Below are 17,541 nucleotides of genomic sequence, written 5' to 3' on the forward strand. Positions count from 1 at the left end.
TGGTTTCTGAGCAATTAATTTTGGCGTAATAATTGCTATATTTGAAGGTAAATAATAAACTCTTGTTTAAAAAATTATCACTTAGGTCGCGTATTTTTATTACCATGATGTTTTTGGTGCTTATGGCATCAATATTAATAGCTGGTGTAACAATTTACCAATATAGGGAACAATCCAAAGAATATAACCAAGACCGTTTAGAACGTAAAGAGGCACAGATAAAAGAAAGTGTAAATCTTACCATTAGAAAAACCTCTTTTGAACGTATTACAGAAAAGCTTCATTTAATTTTTAAAGAAGAGATTTTTGAAATTGCAGAAATTCAAAATGTAAATTTTAGTATTTATGATTTAGAGGGAGAATTAATTATAGATTCTCATCCTTTGCTTAATAAAACATCTGTTTCAAGTTGTTTAGATGCTGTTGTTCTTCAAAAATTAAAAACTAGTGATAACCAACGTTATGTAGAAGAAGTTAGTCATATTGAAAAAATATCTAATGAAGAAAAAATTTTTAGATCCTCTTACACTTTTATAAAAGATTTAAAATTTAGAGATATAGGTATTTTAAAGCTAGAGTATGTAGAAGATACCTCTTTTGAAGATAAAGAGCTGCCAGAGTTTTTGTTACGTTTAGGCCTAGTTTATATAGTCATGTTTATAATTGCTATAGTATTGGCTTATTTTACATCTAAATACATAACAAGATCTTTACAAACAATTTCAGATAAGCTTAATAAAACTGATTTAAGCATTAGAAATCCAAAAATATTAATAGATAACCCTAGCGAAGAAATAGGACGCTTAGTAGATGCTTATAACGGAATGATTGATGAGTTGGAGCAAAGTGCAGCCAAACTAGCTAAGAGTGAAAGGGAGCAAGCTTGGCGCGAAATGGCAAAGCAAGTAGCTCATGAAATAAAAAATCCGCTTACTCCTATGCGTTTAAGTGTGCAGAGTTTTGAGCGTAAGTTTAATCCAGAAGATCCAGATGTTAAAGAGAAACTTGCAGAGTATTCAAAAACATTAATTCAGCAAATAGATACTATGAGTAGTATTGCATCTGCTTTTTCTAATTTTGCGCAAATGCCAGCGCAGCAAAATGAAACCTTAAACGTAGTTAAAATTGTTAAATTGGCTGTAGATATCTTTAATGAAAGTTATATTCACTTTATAGCAGAAGAAGAGACTATTGTTGCAAAATTAGACCGAACACAATTGGTGCGTGTGGTTACTAATTTGGTAAAAAATGCAATGCAAGCCGTACCAGAGGTAGAAAATCCTAAAGTATTGGTAACAGTAGCATCAGAAGGAGATTATGTAAAAATATCTGTAGCAGACAACGGAGTTGGTATAGCAGACGATTATAAAGATAAAGTTTTTGAACCTAAATTTACTACTAAAACTAGCGGTATGGGATTAGGATTAGGAATGGTAAAAAATATTGTAGAAACCTATAAAGGGAACATTACATTTACTTCTCAGCCACAAAAAGGGACAGTTTTTGTAGTGCGTTTTCCCAAAGAAAATAATTAAAACTAACAAATATGAATTTTGAAACTATTTTAGTAGAACAGCAAAATAGCACTGCAATTGTAACTGTAGACAGACCAAAAAAGCTAAATGCTTTAAACAAGGCTACTATTTTAGAATTGCATAAGGCTTTTACAAATTTAGAAGCAGATAAAAGTGTTAAAGCAATTGTATTAACGGGTAGTGGTGATAAGGCTTTTGTTGCTGGTGCAGATATCTCTGAGTTTGCTAATTTTTCTGAAGAAGAAGGGGCAAGATTGGCACGTAAAGGACAAGAAGAACTTTTTAATTTAGTAGAAAACTTGAGTACACCAGTTATTGCTGCTGTTAATGGTTTTGCACTAGGTGGTGGACTAGAACTTTCTATGGCTTGCCATTTTAGAGTAGCTAGCGATAATGCAAAAATGGGCTTACCAGAAGTTTCTTTAGGTGTTATACCTGGTTACGGTGGTACACAGCGTTTACCACAATTAGTTGGTAAGGGTAGAGCTATGGAATTAATAATGACAGCAGGAATGATTTCTGCAGATAAAGCGTTAAACTACGGGTTGGTAAATTATGTGGTAACACAAGAAGAATTATTGCCACTTTGCCATAAATTAATAGGTAAAATTACAAACAATTCTTCTGTAGCAATTTCTGCTGCTATAAAAGCAGTTAATGCAGGTTTTGTTAAAGATGGTTATGATGTAGAAATTGAAGCCTTTGGTGCTTGCTTTGGAACAGAAGATTTTAAAGAGGGTACTACTGCATTTTTAGAGAAAAGAAAAGCAAATTTTCCAGGAGCATAGTTTATGAAAAAATATGTAGGACTAAGTTGTTTGCTACTTTTAGTTGGATGTAGTAATTATGGGCAATTAAAAGTAGTAGCCAACATACCAGAAGAGTTTAAAGAGGTGTCTGGTTTAGTGTCTACAGGGCAAAATAGCTTGTGGCTTGTTGAAGACAAAGGTAATAAAGATGAGCTTTATAATGTAGATGAAAAAGGTAATTGGCAAAAAACACTAAAAGTTAAAAATGGTAAAAACCATGATTGGGAAGATTTAACTAAAGACGATAACGGCAACGTTTATATTGGGGACTTTGGTAATAATGCTAGTGATAGAGATAACCTAGAAATACTAAAAGTACCTAATCCTGATAATGAAAAGGGAGATGATATTGAAGCAGAAAAAATAGAATTTAGTTACCCAGAACAGACAGATTTTTCTCCTAAGAAAAAAGAGTTATTGTATGACGCAGAATCACTTTTTTACTGGAATAATAGTCTTTTTATTATAACCAAAAATAGAGCTACACCTTTTAATGGAGAGGCGTTTATTTACAAAATACCTGCAACTAAGGGCAAGTATAAGGCAGAGCTTGTAGGTAGCTTTATGGCGGGTACAGATGAACGTACTAGCAGAATAACATCTGCAGCAATATCACCAGATAAAAAAACTATAGTGCTAATTAGTAATGGTATGCTTTGGAGTTTTACAAATTTTACTACAGATAACTTTACTAAAGGAACTGTTAAGGCTGTAGATTTAGGTGTTAGGACTCAATTAGAGTCTGTTTGCTTTATTACAAATAATACCTTGTATTTGGCAGATGAATACCATAAAAAAACAGGAGGTAACTTATATGTTTATACATTAAACTAGGGTTTAAAAACCAAACCCTAGTCCAAATGTAAATCTTGGCCCTTCATCAGCATAAAACAATGCTACCCTAGCAGAAATAACATCTGCACCGTTTAAAAAGATACCACCACCATAAGACGTTTTCCACTCGTTAGAATCCTCTGTTGGCAACCATATACGTCCATAATCAAAACCAGAGTAAACACCCAATGAAAGTGGTATAATATTGGTTTTCATTTTTCTTAAGCTATAACGTATATCTGTATTTTGGTAATAGGCTTTTTTGCCAGTAAAACGTTGGTTTCTGTAACCTCTTAGTCCGTCTATACCGCCAATACTTGCTCCTTGGTAAAACTCATAATCGTCTCCTATGTTAAAATGAGCTTTCCATTTTGTAGCTAAAACTAATCTTCCGTTTGGTACTAACTTATAATCAAAAGCAAGACTAGGAATTATGTAGGCGTAATTTTGACTATCATTAACTAAAGATTGCTTGTAACCTACTTTTACCATTGTAGACATACCCATTGTTGGAAAAGCATTGTTGTCTTTATTTTCATAAGTATAGGTGGCATCTGCACCTAAAAAAGTGTTACGCACATCTTCATTGTTAGCTACATAAAAAGTATTTACAAACCTGTCTTGTGTTTCTTCTACTTCTATGGTTTCTAGTGCTAGTCCGGCTTTAAATTTTCCGCCTAGTTGTCCATTAAATACAACAGATGGTGCAACTTTAATTTGCTCTAACTTAACACGGTTATAATCCATACCAAGATCATCATCATTATTTATTGTATTATTTCCGTAGCCAAAAAAGTTAACACTAAAATTAGGACTCGTAAACCTGGTAGCTACTTCAAAATTCCAGTTGCCAAAAATATTTGCAAACTCACCTGTGTAGCCTACATCAAATCCTTGAGTAGCAAAGTAAAAAGAGGCATTTAATGTATGTTTTTCTGTAAACGGATTTAGTCTAAAACCGTTATAAGTATAGGTGTTGGTAAAGCCTATTTTAACACCGTCATCTGGATTAAAACCAACTGTTGGTATAATTTGGTTTACACTATTGCGTATTGCTAAAGGGTTGTACACATTTGTGTTATAATCATTTGTAAGTCTAATTTTAGTGTTATTGTTAGCCTTAAACGTATTTTTTTTAGACTTGTAATCATAAACAATAGTATTTTTTCCGTTGGTTAGGTTGTAAATATCATTGTTTTGGCCGCCAATAATTCTAATTTTAATTTGACTTTGGTTAGCTCCATAGTCTTCAAAGTAATCATCATCATCTAAGCCATAAACCCAAATTTCTTTAGTGACATCACTACTAAAAGTTTTGTCAAAGAATAGTTTTTCTTTTTCTCCTTTAATGTTGCGGTAGGCCTTTATTTGCACCTCTTTTTTATTTAGGTGATTAATCTCAAACCAATCGTCTTTATCTGTGCCTGTAACTACTGCAAATTTGTTTAGTATTCTATGGTACTCCTTAGCGTACTCTTTAATATGAGATATACGAGATAGTAATATTTTTTTAAGTTTAGGTAAAGACTCATCTTGTATCTCTACAGGAAAATCTTTAAAAGATTGGTCTATAATCTCTGCAGTTAAATTTTGTTGTATGTATGTAGCCTCTGCAATCCAATCTTCCAGTTTAGTTTCGCTTAATAAGGCAATGTCTAATACATAAGTTTTTGGAGAAGAGTTAAATCCGCGTACGCTTCTTATTTCGTCATTAAAACCTTCCATTAAGCGTAAAGAGGGTACAATTCTGGTTGCTAAGCTCATTAGTGGGCCATCTCCCATATTAGAAAAAACTTGGTCTCTATCTCTAGGGACTGGTTTGTATATTACCTTGTTTTTTTCTTTGTTTTCTGCCCATCTCCACTGGTCTGTATGTCTGTCCCAATCTCCAATAACCATATCAAAAAGTCGAGCTCTAAGGTACATTTTGTCATCTACGGCATATTTTTCATCATCACGCAAATCTTCAAGCATACTATCTGTGCTTTTAAGCTCATTGGCGTAACCAAAGCTTTTAAGGTTGCCGTGATTATCACCAGCGTGTTCCTCAAACATGTACAATTCATCTCCGTAATTTACGTTAAAATCTCCTAGTGCTTTTTGTTTAGGAATATAGTATAACTTAGGATTGGTGTGGTAAATATTTATAGCATCAGATAGTTTAGATACAACGTATGGAGCGTAAGGATGAGATCCAGTGTAAAAATCCATAAGTAATTTTTCTATGGCAGTATCTTCAAACTCACCAACTACGTATTGGTCTTTAAAAGCCATAGATTGCAGGTATAGTTCTGCACTTTTACGCATAGATCGCATAACATATTCTTTGCCGTCTTTATCTGCTAAACGTAAAGATTTAGACTGGTGTCCGCCACCAGCTCTTACAGGTGTTAGTCCACCATATATAGTATCTAGGCTTAGGGTTGGTACAGTTACAGGAGTGCCGTAGTATTTGCGGTAACGATCTCCCCAAACAAAATTGTGAAAACCTGTTTTGGTAATTTCTTCTTGGGTGTATATGGATGCTGTTGTTGTTGCCGGAAAATTACTAGGTAGCTCCTTTTTAAATAGTTGTTTGTCTTCTGGTAAAACCTGTGAAGTAAACAGAAACTTCTCGTTATTATTTTGGTCTAAACCATAAAAACGCACTCTAGATGAGCCATCTTTATAAATCTCTAATGTAGCATATCCTTTTTCTCCAGTAGAAAATTTGCTGCCATTAATAAGTCTAGTTTCACCACTTTTTGCACCAGCCCCACTAACAATTTGCGGAGTGTTTTCTTCTACAATGTATTGTAAAGAGTGTTCATGTCCCGAAACAAATATTACTTTGTTAGAGTATTGTGCAAGTGTAACAACGCGGTTGCGTAATTCTCTATATCTTTTGCCTTGTAAATCTTCTGAAGATGGACCGGCAGTTTTTCTAAGCAAATTTAAAAATGTACCAACAATAGGTAAAGGTCCTACTCCAGATTTTGGATAAAAATGTTTTTTAAAAGAATATTGCCCCCCATGAGAACCATAACTAAACATTGGGTGATGCATTGCAATAACTGTAGTTTTTTGCTTGTTTTTAGAGATTAAACTTTCTAGCTCTATTAAAAATTTTTCTCTGCTTTTTATATCGCATTTATCATTTATATCTGGTCTTTTATTCCAGTTTGTTAAATACCATTCTGTATCTATGGCAATTATTATTAAATTATCATTAACTTCTATAGTTTCTAAAGGGCAGCCATCTTCAGGAAAAAAAACATCTTTGCTGTCTAGGGCTTCTTGTATATAATCTTGCTCTCTTTCTAAACCAACTAAGCCCTCTGTATACCAATCGTGGTTACCAGGAATAAACAATGGTTTTCCTTTGTAATTTTTTAAGGTATTTAATTGGGCGTCTAAATGACTTTTTGCAATTAAATAAGCCTGTGTAGAATCTTTAGGGTCTGGCATTCCTGCCGGATAAATATTATCGCCTAAAAATAACACAGAACTATTTTTTGTAGCTTTTTCAATTCTTTTTTTAAATGATTTTAATACAGGGTTCATTCCGTTTATAGGAGATTTACCTGCGTCACCAATTAAATAAAACGTATGTTCTATATCTTTATTAGTAGTAGTATCTTTGGCTTGTTCTGTATTTGTATATTTTGCCTTTTGTGTAGCGCAATTAGTAAGGATTAAAATACATAACGACCAACAATATTTTCTAATGGAAGTATTCATAAAGATTAAATTTTGTAATTTGTGATGCACCTTATTTATTAAAAACGATGGCAAATATTATTCAGGAAACCGAAGATTATGTAATTAGTTTGTTAACCAATGAGTTAAGTTCTAGTTTTTTATATCACAATATTAGGCATACCCAACGTGTTGTCAAAAGTACGCAAGAATTGTTAGATTTTTACAAGTTAGACGTAAAAGAGCACGAGGACTTACTTTTAGCGGCATGGTTTCATGATACAGGTTATACCAGAAGTGCCAAAGAACATGAGGAAAGAAGTTGCGATATTGCCAAGGAGTTTTTAAAACAAAAATCTTTTGATGAAAAACGAATAGAAAATATTTGCAATTTAATTTTAGCAACAAAAAAAGGCTATGAGCCAACAAACTTACACGAAGAAATAATTAGAGATGCAGATGGGTCTCACTTAGGGCAAGAAAGTTATTTAGAAACAACTGAAATGCTTAGAGAAGAATTATCATTATTAGGGCTTATAGATTACTCGCCTGCGGAGTGGAGAGATACTAATATTAGAATGTTTCAGACAAAGCATAGGTTTTATACCGATTATGCTATTAAAAATTGGCAAGAAACCAAAGATGATAACCTAGCCAAACTAATTAAAGCTAGGAAAAAAATGAAAAAGCTGGTTAAAAAAGAAAAAGTTAAGGCGCAATATAAGTCTGAGTTTAAAGATAAGAGCCCAGAACGAGGTGTGCAAACAATGTACAGGGTTACAATGCGTAACCATTTAAAACTTAGTGATATTGCAGATACTAAAGCCAATATTTTACTGTCTGTAAATGCTATTATAATTTCTTTAGTGTTGGCAGATTTAATGCCTAAGTTAGATAGTCCGTCTAACAAATATTTAATATTGCCAACTGCGCTATTTATGTTTTTTAGTGTAATTTCTATGGTGTTGTCCATTATTGCTACAAGGCCAAATATCACAAGCGGACAATTTACTAAGGAAGATGTAGATAATAAAAAAGTAAACTTATTGTTTTTTGGTAATTTTCATAAAATGAAATTAGAAGATTATGAGTGGGCTATGAAAGAGTTAATAAAAGACCAGTCTTATGTATACTCTTCCTTAACTAAAGATTTATACTTTTTAGGACTTGTATTAGATAGAAAATATAAGCTATTGCGTTGGACCTACGCTATATTTATGTTTGGAATGATAGTTTCTGTATTATCTTTCTTTTTAGCATTGCATTTTTACGGCCCAAGAGAGGCTGTAATATTATAACAGCCATATATAAGATATATAAAAGGCGAATATTATTTGTAATATTCGCCTTTTTTTTAATGTTTTGGTGGTATTAACGTTTTAGTTCGTGCATTAAATCGTCATACGTGTATGTTTCTTTAGACTGTTTGTCTTTTTTGTATAAAATTTCAACTCGTATTGCTTTTAAACCAGCAACACCTTGTAAGCCCTCTAGCTCTACAACCTCTATGTTTTTAGAAAAATAACCTTTAGAGCGTAAAAAACGTATGTAACGTAAGTACTCTAACTCATCTTTTTTCTGAGAGTAAACAATAGAAAGCTTTCCTTTTTGTGTTAACCTCTCATTGGTACCTTTAATAAAAGACTTGTCAATACGTTTTTTTATAACCTCGTATCTGGCATTGTAAGTACCGTCTACATCAAAACGTTTTTCATCCATTCTAAACCTAATAGATAGTGATGCGTTGTATACTAAGAGTAAAGATGCTACATCTAAGTCTATAGGTAATTTAGGTTTAAGATTGTAGTACTCATTTTCCATATCGTACATAACCTGTAATTGCCACAACCTTAAATTTTTTAAATAAAAGGGATTGTACTCTTTTGTTTCTGATATAGATGCGCCAATATACATATTATGCTCAACACCATCAGTTTTATAGCGCTCAAAGTAATGCGGAAACATTTCTTGTGCTTCAATCTGTTTTTTATCTAAAACCTGAGCAAGCTTTTCGTTAATTTTCATAACACTTTCATCATAGTTTTTTCTATGATCATAGTAAGAGCCAGTATTGTTGTCTATGCCAGCTTCATATGCCGTAATTAAAGTAGCAATTTTAGGTTCTGTATTTTTTAAATGCTTAAAAACAGGTGTAATCTCTTTTTTTACAAACTCCAAAATAGTTTGCTCACTATTGGTATTTAGTATTTCTTTTACTTCATCTATATAGCTATTGCTTCTAAATAATAGTTCTTCATAAATATGTAACTTATTTAGTTCCCAAGCCTTGGTAAGTATTTTATTTATTTCAGATAATTGTATAAGTAAATCCTTTTGTATGGAGCTGTTTCTAAAAGTAGATGAGTCTTTTATATCAATTTGGCCATAAAGTGGATGCACATCTTTAAAAACAATTTCTTTAAAAGTAGGCTCTAATCCTTCTGCATTTGCTCTAATAAATCGTATGGCTTCATTTTCAAACTTCCATAATACAGATGGGTGCACTGTTGTGCATTCTTGTTGTATTACAGCTTCTATTAAATTTTCTTCTTCAGCTTTAGAGCGCAATACTGCGGTAACAATGTAAGGCATTACATCTTGCAGCTTTTGAGCATTTACATTATTTAAATTGTATCTTTTTGTAGAGGCAAGTTCTAAAACCCCTAGTAATTCTTTTCCGTTAGAAATAGGTGCAATTATGGCACTTTTAATGTTTTGCTTTGCTAAAGTAGCATACAAACTATTTTCTGGTGCTTTTTTATGGTAATTTTCTAGATCAGAAATTACATAGTAATTATGGTCCTTTAAAATGGTTTTGTAGGAGTCATTACAAAGGGCAGTTTTACAATTTACATTAGCACTTTTGTTAAGTATAAAACTGTCAATGCCAATACCAGGGACCTTTTCAAAAGTATCTTCTTTGCTATTGTGTATAGAAAAACCAACTTTTAAATTAGGAAGTCCAAATAAAGACTTAAAGGTATTTTGAAAATCTTCCATAAAAAACTCAGAGCCTCTTTTGTCGCTAGAAATAAGACTAGATTTTATTTCTGAAATAGAGTGCTCCGCAGTAACATCAAACATATTAGAAATTACAAAACCTTTAGAGGTAAAACTGTTAGGCGGAATTTTTTGTTTCCAAAGTTCTAAATCATCAAAGTTTTCTAATAGTTCATCTACATCTGCTTGTGTAAGTTTTTTTGCATTTTCATTAGGTGTAATGTCTATAAAATCTGCATTGTATAATATTCTGTAGTGTCTCATAACTCCGTTTTTATCCGGAATTTCATAAAACATAGGTCTTCTAAAGTCTAAATTAAAACCATAATGAAAGTTTAATATTACGGTGCCAGCCATAATGTAATTTAGCCTATCCTCTACGTTTTTTATTTCTAGCACAAATCCTTCACCTGCATCTTCTATAATTTTTTTAAATCTTTCAGAAGAGTTAAAAATTACGTTAGCGTAAGGTAGTGTTGCTGCTTTAATTTCATTCTTAGTTAATACTTCAGAAAAAGTATCTTGTAGAATAACATTAATAACATCTTTATATTTTTCTAGTAAATTTAAATCTGTAAAACCTTCACGTAATTCTGGGTAAGGTTTTTGGTAGTTTAGGATAAATCTAGCTTTTTGGGCAAGGAACACGTCATTACCTACAGCCATTTTATCGTACTGTTTAAGTAACTTGTCAAAACTTACAAGACTTTTTAGTGGTAACTCTATTTCGTTTTCAACTTTCATCTTCCCTACTTAGTCTAAGAATAGCATACAAAATTACAAAATAATTATTACTTTTTATTAGGTTTGTTATAATCCTAATTAATCCCTTTTTTAGATATTTATATAAAAATTAAAATATGTCCTCTTTTACTAGGTTAACCAGAGCGTATAAAAAGTCTAAAATTGTGCCTTTTGATGATAGTTCTAAGTTAATACTTTTTAGTGACTGCCACAGAGGTGATAATAGTTTTGCAGACGATTTTGCCAATAACAGGAATATTTATTACCACGCATTACAACATTACTTTAATGAGGGTTTTAGTTATTTTGAGTTGGGCGATGGTGATGAACTTTGGGAGAACACCTCATTTGAGTCTATTTTTACGGCTCACAAAAACATATACGGATTGTTACGGCAGTACCACCTGCAAAATCGTTTATTTATGATTTGGGGAAATCATGATATGGTGTATAAAGACCCTGATTACGTAAAAAAATATTTATCTAGTTATTTTGAGCCTATAGATGGTAAAGACAAAGATTTATTTGTTGGTATTACCTATCATGAAGGCATAGTTTTAAAACACAAACAAACAGCTCAAGAACTTTTTTTAACTCACGGCCACCAAGCAGATTGGTGGAACTATAATTTTTGGCGCGTTGGTAGGTTTTTAGTACGTGTGTTATGGAAACCTTTGCAGGTGTGGGGAATTGCAGACCCTACTAGTCCGGCTAAAAATCACAAAGAATTAATAAAGGTTGAAAAGCGAATTAAACGTTGGATATTACAAAACAATGAAAAAATTACTATTGTTGGCCATACACATAGGCCGCGTTTTCCGGAGCCAGGAGATATCCCGTTTTTTAATGATGGTAGTTGCGTGCATCCAAGAAGTATAACAGGAATTGAAATAGAAAACGGTAAAATATCCCTAATAAAATGGCAAATTGCAACCACAGAAGATGGTACATTGCGTGTGGTAAGAGTACTGTTAGAAGGACCACAAAAATTAGCAGATTACCAAAGGGCAAAACAGTAATGGTTTAATTTTTCTATTTTTACACCACCATTAACTTAATTATTATATGAAAAAGAGTATTGCTTTGTTGGTAGTTGTACTAACATTATCATCTTGTTGGAAAAATAAAAGTCCAGAAGATTTAATTAGATTAAAAGAGAAGTTTAAGTCACAAGTTGCTTCTTTTGAAAGGAAAAAAATTACCGCAAATAAAAACGTAACCAAAGGTTTAACATCTTTAAGTGCCTTAAAAGGAGCCTTAGAAGATGCTAAAAATGAAGATAAAGAGTTTGCTAAGGTTTATGGCGACTGGGAAAAGGTAAACAAGCGTGTAGAAAACCTAAATAAAGAATATGAGGATTTAAAAACTAAAGCCTCTAATTTATTTACAGCTATGGAGACCCAAACTAATAGCTTAAGTGATGAGCAGAGTAAAAAAACACTTTTAAAAGCTATTAATAAAGCTAAAACAAAATACAATGGCACCTTAGCTAATACCTCTAAAGCAATTGCTAAGTTGCGTTTATTACACGGTGATGCCGTAGAAGTTGTTAAAGCATTAGAAGTTGCTGCTGCGTTAAACTCTTTTGACAATATAAATAGTCAAATGGAAAGTATTGAAAGTAGGGTAGAAGGCATTATGCAAGAGCTAAATGTGGCAGTTATAGAAAGTAAAAATTTATACGAAAAGAAAATTACAGAACTAGGAGAGTAATTAATGTATGGCGGTAAAAGAGGAGTTTTTACGAATTGAAGACATTGCATTACAATTAGGTGTTTCTCAAAAAATAATTAGGAAACACATACATTCTGGCGCACTAAAATCTACCAAAACGCTTGGTGTACATTATATAAAACCTAAAGATATTGTTTTATTTAGAAATAGTGGAATTTTAGATGCTAAGCCAATAAAACAATTGGTTAAAAAAGGAACTAAGTCTATAAAGACCGATGATGTTAATTGGGTAGATATTTCTGCCAGTTGGGAGAATCCCTCACAAACTAAGCTTACATCTGCAGATTTGTTTTGTGGCGCTGGTGGTATGGCAAAAGGGTTTGAAATGGCTGGCTTTACCCAAGTAGGAGGTTTAGATTGGTTTAAGGAAGCTGGTATGACCTACAGAGAAAATTTTGAACACCCACACATATTAGGTGATATTACAGAAAGGAGTGTTAAGAATGAGTTTATTAACACTGTTAAAAGTGCACTTAATGGAGAGCAATTAACTGTTTTGTCTGGCGGATTTCCTTGTCAGGGTTTTAGTATGTCTGGTAGCCGTATTGTAGAAGATGAACGTAACTCTCTTTACAAAGATATGTTGCAGATTATAGACGAGTTGCAACCACAATTTATTGTTGCAGAAAACGTAAAAGGTTTACGTTCTATGCTAAAGGGTAAGGTAGAAGATAAAATAAAGGAGGATATAGCTAATTTAGGGTATCAAGTAAATGTTACTGTGCTAAATGCAGCTAACTATTATGTACCGCAAAAAAGAGAGCGTATAATTTTTATAGCAAACAGAATTGGTAAAAAAAATTTGCATCCTAAGCCAATGCTTACTCCAGATAAGTACATTACCACAAAGCAAGCTATAGAAGATTTGGTTACGTTAAAAGATAATGCTGCTTTTAACCACGTTAGAACCAAGCATAGTGATGCTATGAAAAAGCGCTTGGCTAAAGTTCCAGAAGGCAAAAGTTTATATGATAATTATTCCGACTCATGGAAAAAATGTCCTTGGAACGAAGCTAGTTGTACAATAAAGGAAAACCACGGTGGTGTAAATATACACCCAATAGAATCTAGGGTTATTACGGTACGTGAAATGGCAAGATTGCAGTCTTTTCCGGACGATTTTATTTTTAAAGGAGCAAAAGGAAAACAAATGGTGCAAATAGGAAACGCTGTGCCGCCTTTATTAGCTAAAGCAATTGCTTTAGCGGTTAGAGAAACCTTAGCAGTATAAGTTTAGTTTGTGTAACCAAATTTTAGTATTGCGTTTTCATCTTAAAAGATATTATAATGAACGCATTAGAATTTGATGAGCTTAGCAAACAGTTGCAAAAACTTGCTCCAGAAATACCTTTGCATTGGGGAAAAATACAAAACAATATTACCGATAAAAAAGTGTCTCTATTTAAGTGTAAAACATTAGCTAGTTTAGAGCTTGCAATTTCTAAGTTGCCAGAAGATGATAAAAATTATTTTAAAAGGAGGTGGTTTTTATGGCAATGTGCTAGGTGCGATGAGTATCTTTTTTACGCACAAAATGGTGTTAATAGAAATCCAAACAGTAGGTCTCAGGAATATGATATAGAATTTTTTGAAGATAAAAATTTACGTTTTGATGTAAAAGGAACCTTAGTTCCTAAAGAGTTAAGGAGTAACTTTAGTTTTGAGTTTCCTGAGAAAATAGTTAATTTTTATTACAGCAAACAAAGTATTGGTAAACGTAGTTGTTTGCAAAACCGTTTGTTTATAGTGCATCATTCTTTTATAGATCATAAAAGAGCATTAGAATTACGATGTTCTTGGGATTATAAATCTGAAGTTTATAAAAGTTTCATTCATCAATTAAAATCAACCAAAAATTTTATAAAATATTTAAATGTAAAGGCATCTGTAATATTTATAATAGAAAAAAAGGACGGGAGTTTAAGTTATAGATTTGCGTAAATTATTTTAAAATTTGATAAGCTATAAGAGCAACTATGTAAGCAAACCCACTCATAAAAACTAATTGCGCTGCAGGCCATTTCCAGCTGTTGGTTTCTCTTTTTACTACGGCTAGGGTACTCATACACTGCATTGCAAAAGCGTAAAATAGTAGTAGAGACACGCCAGAAGCTAAGTTAAATAGAGGTTTGTTATTCCACGGGTTAATCTCGGCAGCCATACGGTTTTTAATAGTTTCTTCTTCATCATTACCAACGCTGTAAATTGTAGCTAGTGTGCCAACGAACACCTCACGAGCTGCAAATGATGTAATTACTGCAATACCAATTTTCCAATCATAACCCAAAGGTTTTACAATTGGCTCTATAGCTTTGCCAGCATAGCCAATAAAAGAGTGTTCTAATTTAAAACTAGCTATTTCTTCGTTTTCGGCTTTTAATTTTAAAGCGTTAGAGCGCATTGCAATAGAATCTTTAATAACTGCACCGCTTACTGTTGGGTAGTTTGTATACAATTCACCCGTATAAATTGCTATTTCATTTTTAATATGTTCCTGGTTAAACTCAGAGTAACCAACAGTTTTAATTCTGTTTTTAACAATTTCTTCTGCGTTTTTAAAATTGTCTGATATGCCATAAGAGCCTAATACCCATAAAATAATAGATATGGCTAAAATAATTTTACCAGCACCATACACAAAGCTTTTAGTTTTTTCCCAAACAGTATAGGCTACATTTTTAAATAGCGGTAGCTTGTAATTTGGCATTTCAATAACAAAAAATGTTCTGCTTTTTATTTGTAAAATTTTATGTAAAACCATTGCAGAAAAAATAGACATTCCAAACCCTAGTAAATATAGCAGCATAAGTGTTAGCGCTTGGTAGCTAAGTCCTAAAAATTTCCCTTCTGGTATAACAAGTGCAATTATAATTAAGTATACAGGTAAACGGGCAGAGCAAGTTGTAAATGGAGTAACTAATATAGTTATTAGGCGTTCTTTCCAGTTTTCTATTGTTCTGGTTGCCATAACAGCTGGTATGGCACAGGCAGTACCAGAAATTAGTGGTACAACACTTTTGCCACTTAACCCAAATGGGCGCATAAGTTTATCCATTAAAAATACCACCCTACTCATATACCCACTTTCTTCCAGTAAGGATATAAACAAGAATAAAAATGCAATTTGTGGTATAAAAATTACTACGCCTCCAATACCTGCAATTATACCCTCGGCAAGTAAGTTTGTAAATGCACCTGGCGGCAAGCTAGCTTTTGTCCATTCGCTCATTTGCGCAAAAGACTCATCTATAAAATCCATTGGGTAGCTACTCCATTCGTAAATAGCTTGGAAAATGACTAATAATATTAAAAAGAATATTACGTAACCCCATACTTTGTGTGTTAAAATTTTATCTAAAGTTGCTCTAAATCCTTTAGCAACAGTAAGGTCTACAGTATAAGTTTCTTTTAAAATATTATTTATAAATTGATATCTTAAAACAGTTTCTTTATGCTGTAGTTTTTTTAATTCTGTGTTAGATTTTATAGAAAAAGTAGCATCCTTTATGCGTTTTTTTTCTATTGGCATAAAGTTTACATCTTGGGTTATAACTAACCAAAGTTTATAAACATCTTCTTTAGGAAAAGCAGATCTAAGTTTGTTAAAGTAATCTGGAGCAATAGATGTAGTGTCTATATTTGGCTTAATAGACAGGTTTTTGTAATCTGCAATAAGCTCTTTTAAGGTGTTTATCCCAACACCTTTTCTTGTGCTTACAAGAGCAATTTTAGTGTTTAGTTTTTCTTCTAATAAAGGTATGTTTAGTGTAATGCCTTTTCTAGTCATACGGTCTGCCATATTAATTACTAAAATGGCAGGTATTTTAAGGTCTTTTATTTGTGTAAATAAAAGTAAATTACGCTTCAGGTTTTCTACATCTGTTACAACAACAGCAACATCAGGAAAATCTTTATCGTTTTTATTTAAAAGTAATTCTACAACAACACTCTCATCTAAAGATGTTGTATTTAAGCTGTATGTTCCTGGTAAATCTATTATATGCGCCTTAACACCTCTAGGTAGTTTGCAAATACCTTCTTTTTTTTCTACAGTTATGCCTGGGTAATTACCCACTTTTTGTTTTAATCCTGTAAGCTGATTAAAGACTGATGTTTTTCCGGTGTTTGGATTTCCAATTAAGGCTACATTAATATTTTTGCTCATACTCAATTACATTCATTCAATTAAATCTACTTCAATTAAGTTGGCTGTAGATTTTCTTATCGCTATATGTGAGCCATTTACATTAATGTAAATTGGGTCTTTTAAAGGAGCAATCTGTATAAGTTCTACAACGTTACCGGGTAAACATCCCATTTCTAAGAGTTTTATGGGTAGGGTGTCTTCAGAGAAATCTTTAATAATTCCTCTTTGCCCTTTTTTTAGTTGTGCTACAGTAATGCTCAATTTTTATTTAGATTGATTTTAAGTAAGAGCAAAAATAAGGGAAAAAAGCAAAACAACAGACTTATACATTGCTTTTTTTATATTCTTTAATGTCAAAATTACTCTTTATATGATGCTTTTAAAATTCTAATATCCTCTAATAACTCTTTAATTTCCTTAGCATTTGTACCATCATAAGTGCCACGTATACGTTTTTCTTTATCAACTAAAACAAAATTTTCTGTATGCACCATACTATATGGGTTGTTAAGGTCTGTTTTTGCGGCCATATAAGATTTGCGCGCAAGATCATAAATTTCTTTTCGGTCTCCAGTTACTAAATTCCATTTGCTGTCTATAACGCCTTTATTAACAGCGTATTTTTTTAGTTGAGCAACAGAATCTATCTCTGGAGTAACAGAATGTGATAATAGCATTACATCTTCATCGTCTTTAATTACCTCTTGTATTTTTGCCATATTTTTTGTCATAGTAGGGCATATGGTTTGGCAGGTGGTAAAAAAGAAATCTGCTACATAAATTTTATTGGCATAATTGTCTTGGGTAATAGTTTCTCCGTTTTGGTTTGTAAGTTTAAAATTGGCAACTGTATGGTACTTCTTTTTGTGTAAAAGTGTAGAGTCTACCAATTCTGTGTTAAAATCTGCTGGCTGGTAAATAGGAAGCTTAACTTCTGGTTTTAAAGCATTGTAAAAGAGGGTGATTATTACGGCAGATATTATTAAAAGTACAATTCCAAAAATTTTAAATTTACTAAAAAATGCGCCCATATTTTTTTATGCAAATTTACAATAGGTGT

Annotated in this window: 13 protein-coding genes; 8 read left to right on the plus strand and 5 right to left on the minus strand. The window is 32.4% G+C overall.

Features of this window, described 5'->3' with window-relative positions; all coding sequences use genetic code 11:
- Positions 1-104 precede the first annotated feature (104 nt).
- The 3 genes from PBN93_RS07970 to PBN93_RS07980 are packed head-to-tail and all read left to right on the plus strand — an operon-like array spanning position 105 to position 3,178.
- Positions 105-1,535 carry a sensor histidine kinase gene (locus PBN93_RS07970; RefSeq protein WP_077401191.1) on the plus strand — a complete coding sequence of 477 codons (1,431 nt, stop codon included), beginning with the start codon at positions 105-107 and terminating at the stop codon, positions 1,533-1,535.
- Between the two features lie 11 nt (positions 1,536-1,546).
- Positions 1,547-2,323, plus strand: a complete 777-nt coding sequence (locus tag PBN93_RS07975) for an enoyl-CoA hydratase/isomerase family protein (protein ID WP_271081861.1) — start codon at positions 1,547-1,549, stop codon at positions 2,321-2,323.
- Between the two features lie 3 nt (positions 2,324-2,326).
- Positions 2,327-3,178, plus strand: coding sequence for a hypothetical protein (locus PBN93_RS07980; protein ID WP_077401197.1), 852 nt, complete (start codon positions 2,327-2,329; stop codon positions 3,176-3,178).
- Positions 3,179-3,181: 3 nt separating this feature from the next.
- Here PBN93_RS07980 and PBN93_RS07985 read toward each other — a convergent pair whose 3' ends face one another.
- Entirely contained in the window at positions 3,182-6,898 is a 3,717-nt protein-coding gene (locus tag PBN93_RS07985) for a metallophosphoesterase (RefSeq protein ID WP_271081862.1), read from the minus strand.
- 47 nt (positions 6,899-6,945) lie between these two features.
- On the opposite strand from PBN93_RS07985, the gene PBN93_RS07990 reads away from it, so the two are divergent.
- Positions 6,946-8,154, plus strand: a complete 1,209-nt coding sequence (locus tag PBN93_RS07990; RefSeq protein WP_077401203.1) for a Pycsar system effector family protein — start codon at positions 6,946-6,948, stop codon at positions 8,152-8,154.
- Between the two features lie 73 nt (positions 8,155-8,227).
- Here PBN93_RS07990 and PBN93_RS07995 read toward each other — a convergent pair whose 3' ends face one another.
- Positions 8,228-10,600, minus strand: a complete 2,373-nt coding sequence (locus PBN93_RS07995; RefSeq protein ID WP_271081863.1) for a GAF domain-containing protein — start codon at positions 10,598-10,600, stop codon at positions 8,228-8,230.
- A gap of 116 nt (positions 10,601-10,716) precedes the next feature.
- Between PBN93_RS07995 and PBN93_RS08000 the strand changes: the two genes are divergently transcribed.
- Genes PBN93_RS08000 through PBN93_RS08015 form a run of 4 tightly spaced genes read left to right on the plus strand, consistent with a single transcriptional unit; the run spans position 10,717 to position 14,275 of the window.
- Positions 10,717-11,619, plus strand: a complete 903-nt coding sequence (locus tag PBN93_RS08000) for a metallophosphoesterase (protein WP_271081864.1) — start codon at positions 10,717-10,719, stop codon at positions 11,617-11,619.
- Positions 11,620-11,665: 46 nt separating this feature from the next.
- Positions 11,666-12,313 carry a hypothetical protein gene (locus tag PBN93_RS08005; protein WP_077401212.1) on the plus strand — a complete coding sequence of 216 codons (648 nt, stop codon included), beginning with the start codon at positions 11,666-11,668 and terminating at the stop codon, positions 12,311-12,313.
- A 7-nt stretch (positions 12,314-12,320) separates the two neighbouring features.
- Complete coding sequence (locus PBN93_RS08010) at positions 12,321-13,565, plus strand: DNA cytosine methyltransferase (protein WP_271081865.1); 1,245 nt, start codon at positions 12,321-12,323, stop codon at positions 13,563-13,565.
- A 56-nt stretch (positions 13,566-13,621) separates the two neighbouring features.
- Positions 13,622-14,275, plus strand: coding sequence for a hypothetical protein (locus PBN93_RS08015; protein ID WP_271081866.1), 654 nt, complete (start codon positions 13,622-13,624; stop codon positions 14,273-14,275).
- A 1-nt stretch (position 14,276) separates the two neighbouring features.
- Here the strand turns inward: PBN93_RS08015 and feoB are convergent, their stop codons facing one another.
- From feoB to PBN93_RS08030, 3 genes are all read right to left on the minus strand, one after another.
- Positions 14,277-16,499, minus strand: coding sequence for a ferrous iron transport protein B (feoB, locus tag PBN93_RS08020; RefSeq protein WP_271081867.1), 2,223 nt, complete (start codon positions 16,497-16,499; stop codon positions 14,277-14,279).
- 12 nt (positions 16,500-16,511) lie between these two features.
- Positions 16,512-16,742 carry a FeoA family protein gene (locus tag PBN93_RS08025; RefSeq protein ID WP_077401224.1) on the minus strand — a complete coding sequence of 77 codons (231 nt, stop codon included), beginning with the start codon at positions 16,740-16,742 and terminating at the stop codon, positions 16,512-16,514.
- Positions 16,743-16,840: 98 nt separating this feature from the next.
- Positions 16,841-17,512: an SCO family protein gene (locus tag PBN93_RS08030; protein WP_077401227.1), complete on the minus strand. Its 672-nt coding sequence runs from the start codon at positions 17,510-17,512 to the stop codon at positions 16,841-16,843.
- Positions 17,513-17,541 lie beyond the last annotated feature (29 nt).

This window comes from Cellulophaga omnivescoria (genome assembly GCF_027915275.1).
GTDB classification, from domain to species: Bacteria; Bacteroidota; Bacteroidia; order Flavobacteriales; family Flavobacteriaceae; genus Cellulophaga; species Cellulophaga omnivescoria.

Bases quoted from the DNA above. Each gene is read 5' to 3' on its own strand.
- PBN93_RS07970 (WP_077401191.1), top strand. From the start codon at position 105: ATGATGTTTTTGGTGCTTATGGCATCAATATTAATAGCTGGTGTAACA.
- PBN93_RS07975 (WP_271081861.1), top strand. From the start codon at position 1,547: ATGAATTTTGAAACTATTTTAGTAGAACAGCAAAATAGCACTGCAATT.
- PBN93_RS07980 (WP_077401197.1), top strand. From the start codon at position 2,327: ATGAAAAAATATGTAGGACTAAGTTGTTTGCTACTTTTAGTTGGATGT.
- PBN93_RS07985 (WP_271081862.1), bottom strand. From the start codon at position 6,898: ATGAATACTTCCATTAGAAAATATTGTTGGTCGTTATGTATTTTAATC.
- PBN93_RS07990 (WP_077401203.1), top strand. From the start codon at position 6,946: ATGGCAAATATTATTCAGGAAACCGAAGATTATGTAATTAGTTTGTTA.
- PBN93_RS07995 (WP_271081863.1), bottom strand. From the start codon at position 10,600: ATGAAAGTTGAAAACGAAATAGAGTTACCACTAAAAAGTCTTGTAAGT.
- PBN93_RS08000 (WP_271081864.1), top strand. From the start codon at position 10,717: ATGTCCTCTTTTACTAGGTTAACCAGAGCGTATAAAAAGTCTAAAATT.
- PBN93_RS08005 (WP_077401212.1), top strand. From the start codon at position 11,666: ATGAAAAAGAGTATTGCTTTGTTGGTAGTTGTACTAACATTATCATCT.
- PBN93_RS08010 (WP_271081865.1), top strand. From the start codon at position 12,321: ATGGCGGTAAAAGAGGAGTTTTTACGAATTGAAGACATTGCATTACAA.
- PBN93_RS08015 (WP_271081866.1), top strand. From the start codon at position 13,622: ATGAACGCATTAGAATTTGATGAGCTTAGCAAACAGTTGCAAAAACTT.
- feoB (WP_271081867.1), bottom strand. From the start codon at position 16,499: ATGAGCAAAAATATTAATGTAGCCTTAATTGGAAATCCAAACACCGGA.
- PBN93_RS08030 (WP_077401227.1), bottom strand. From the start codon at position 17,512: ATGGGCGCATTTTTTAGTAAATTTAAAATTTTTGGAATTGTACTTTTA.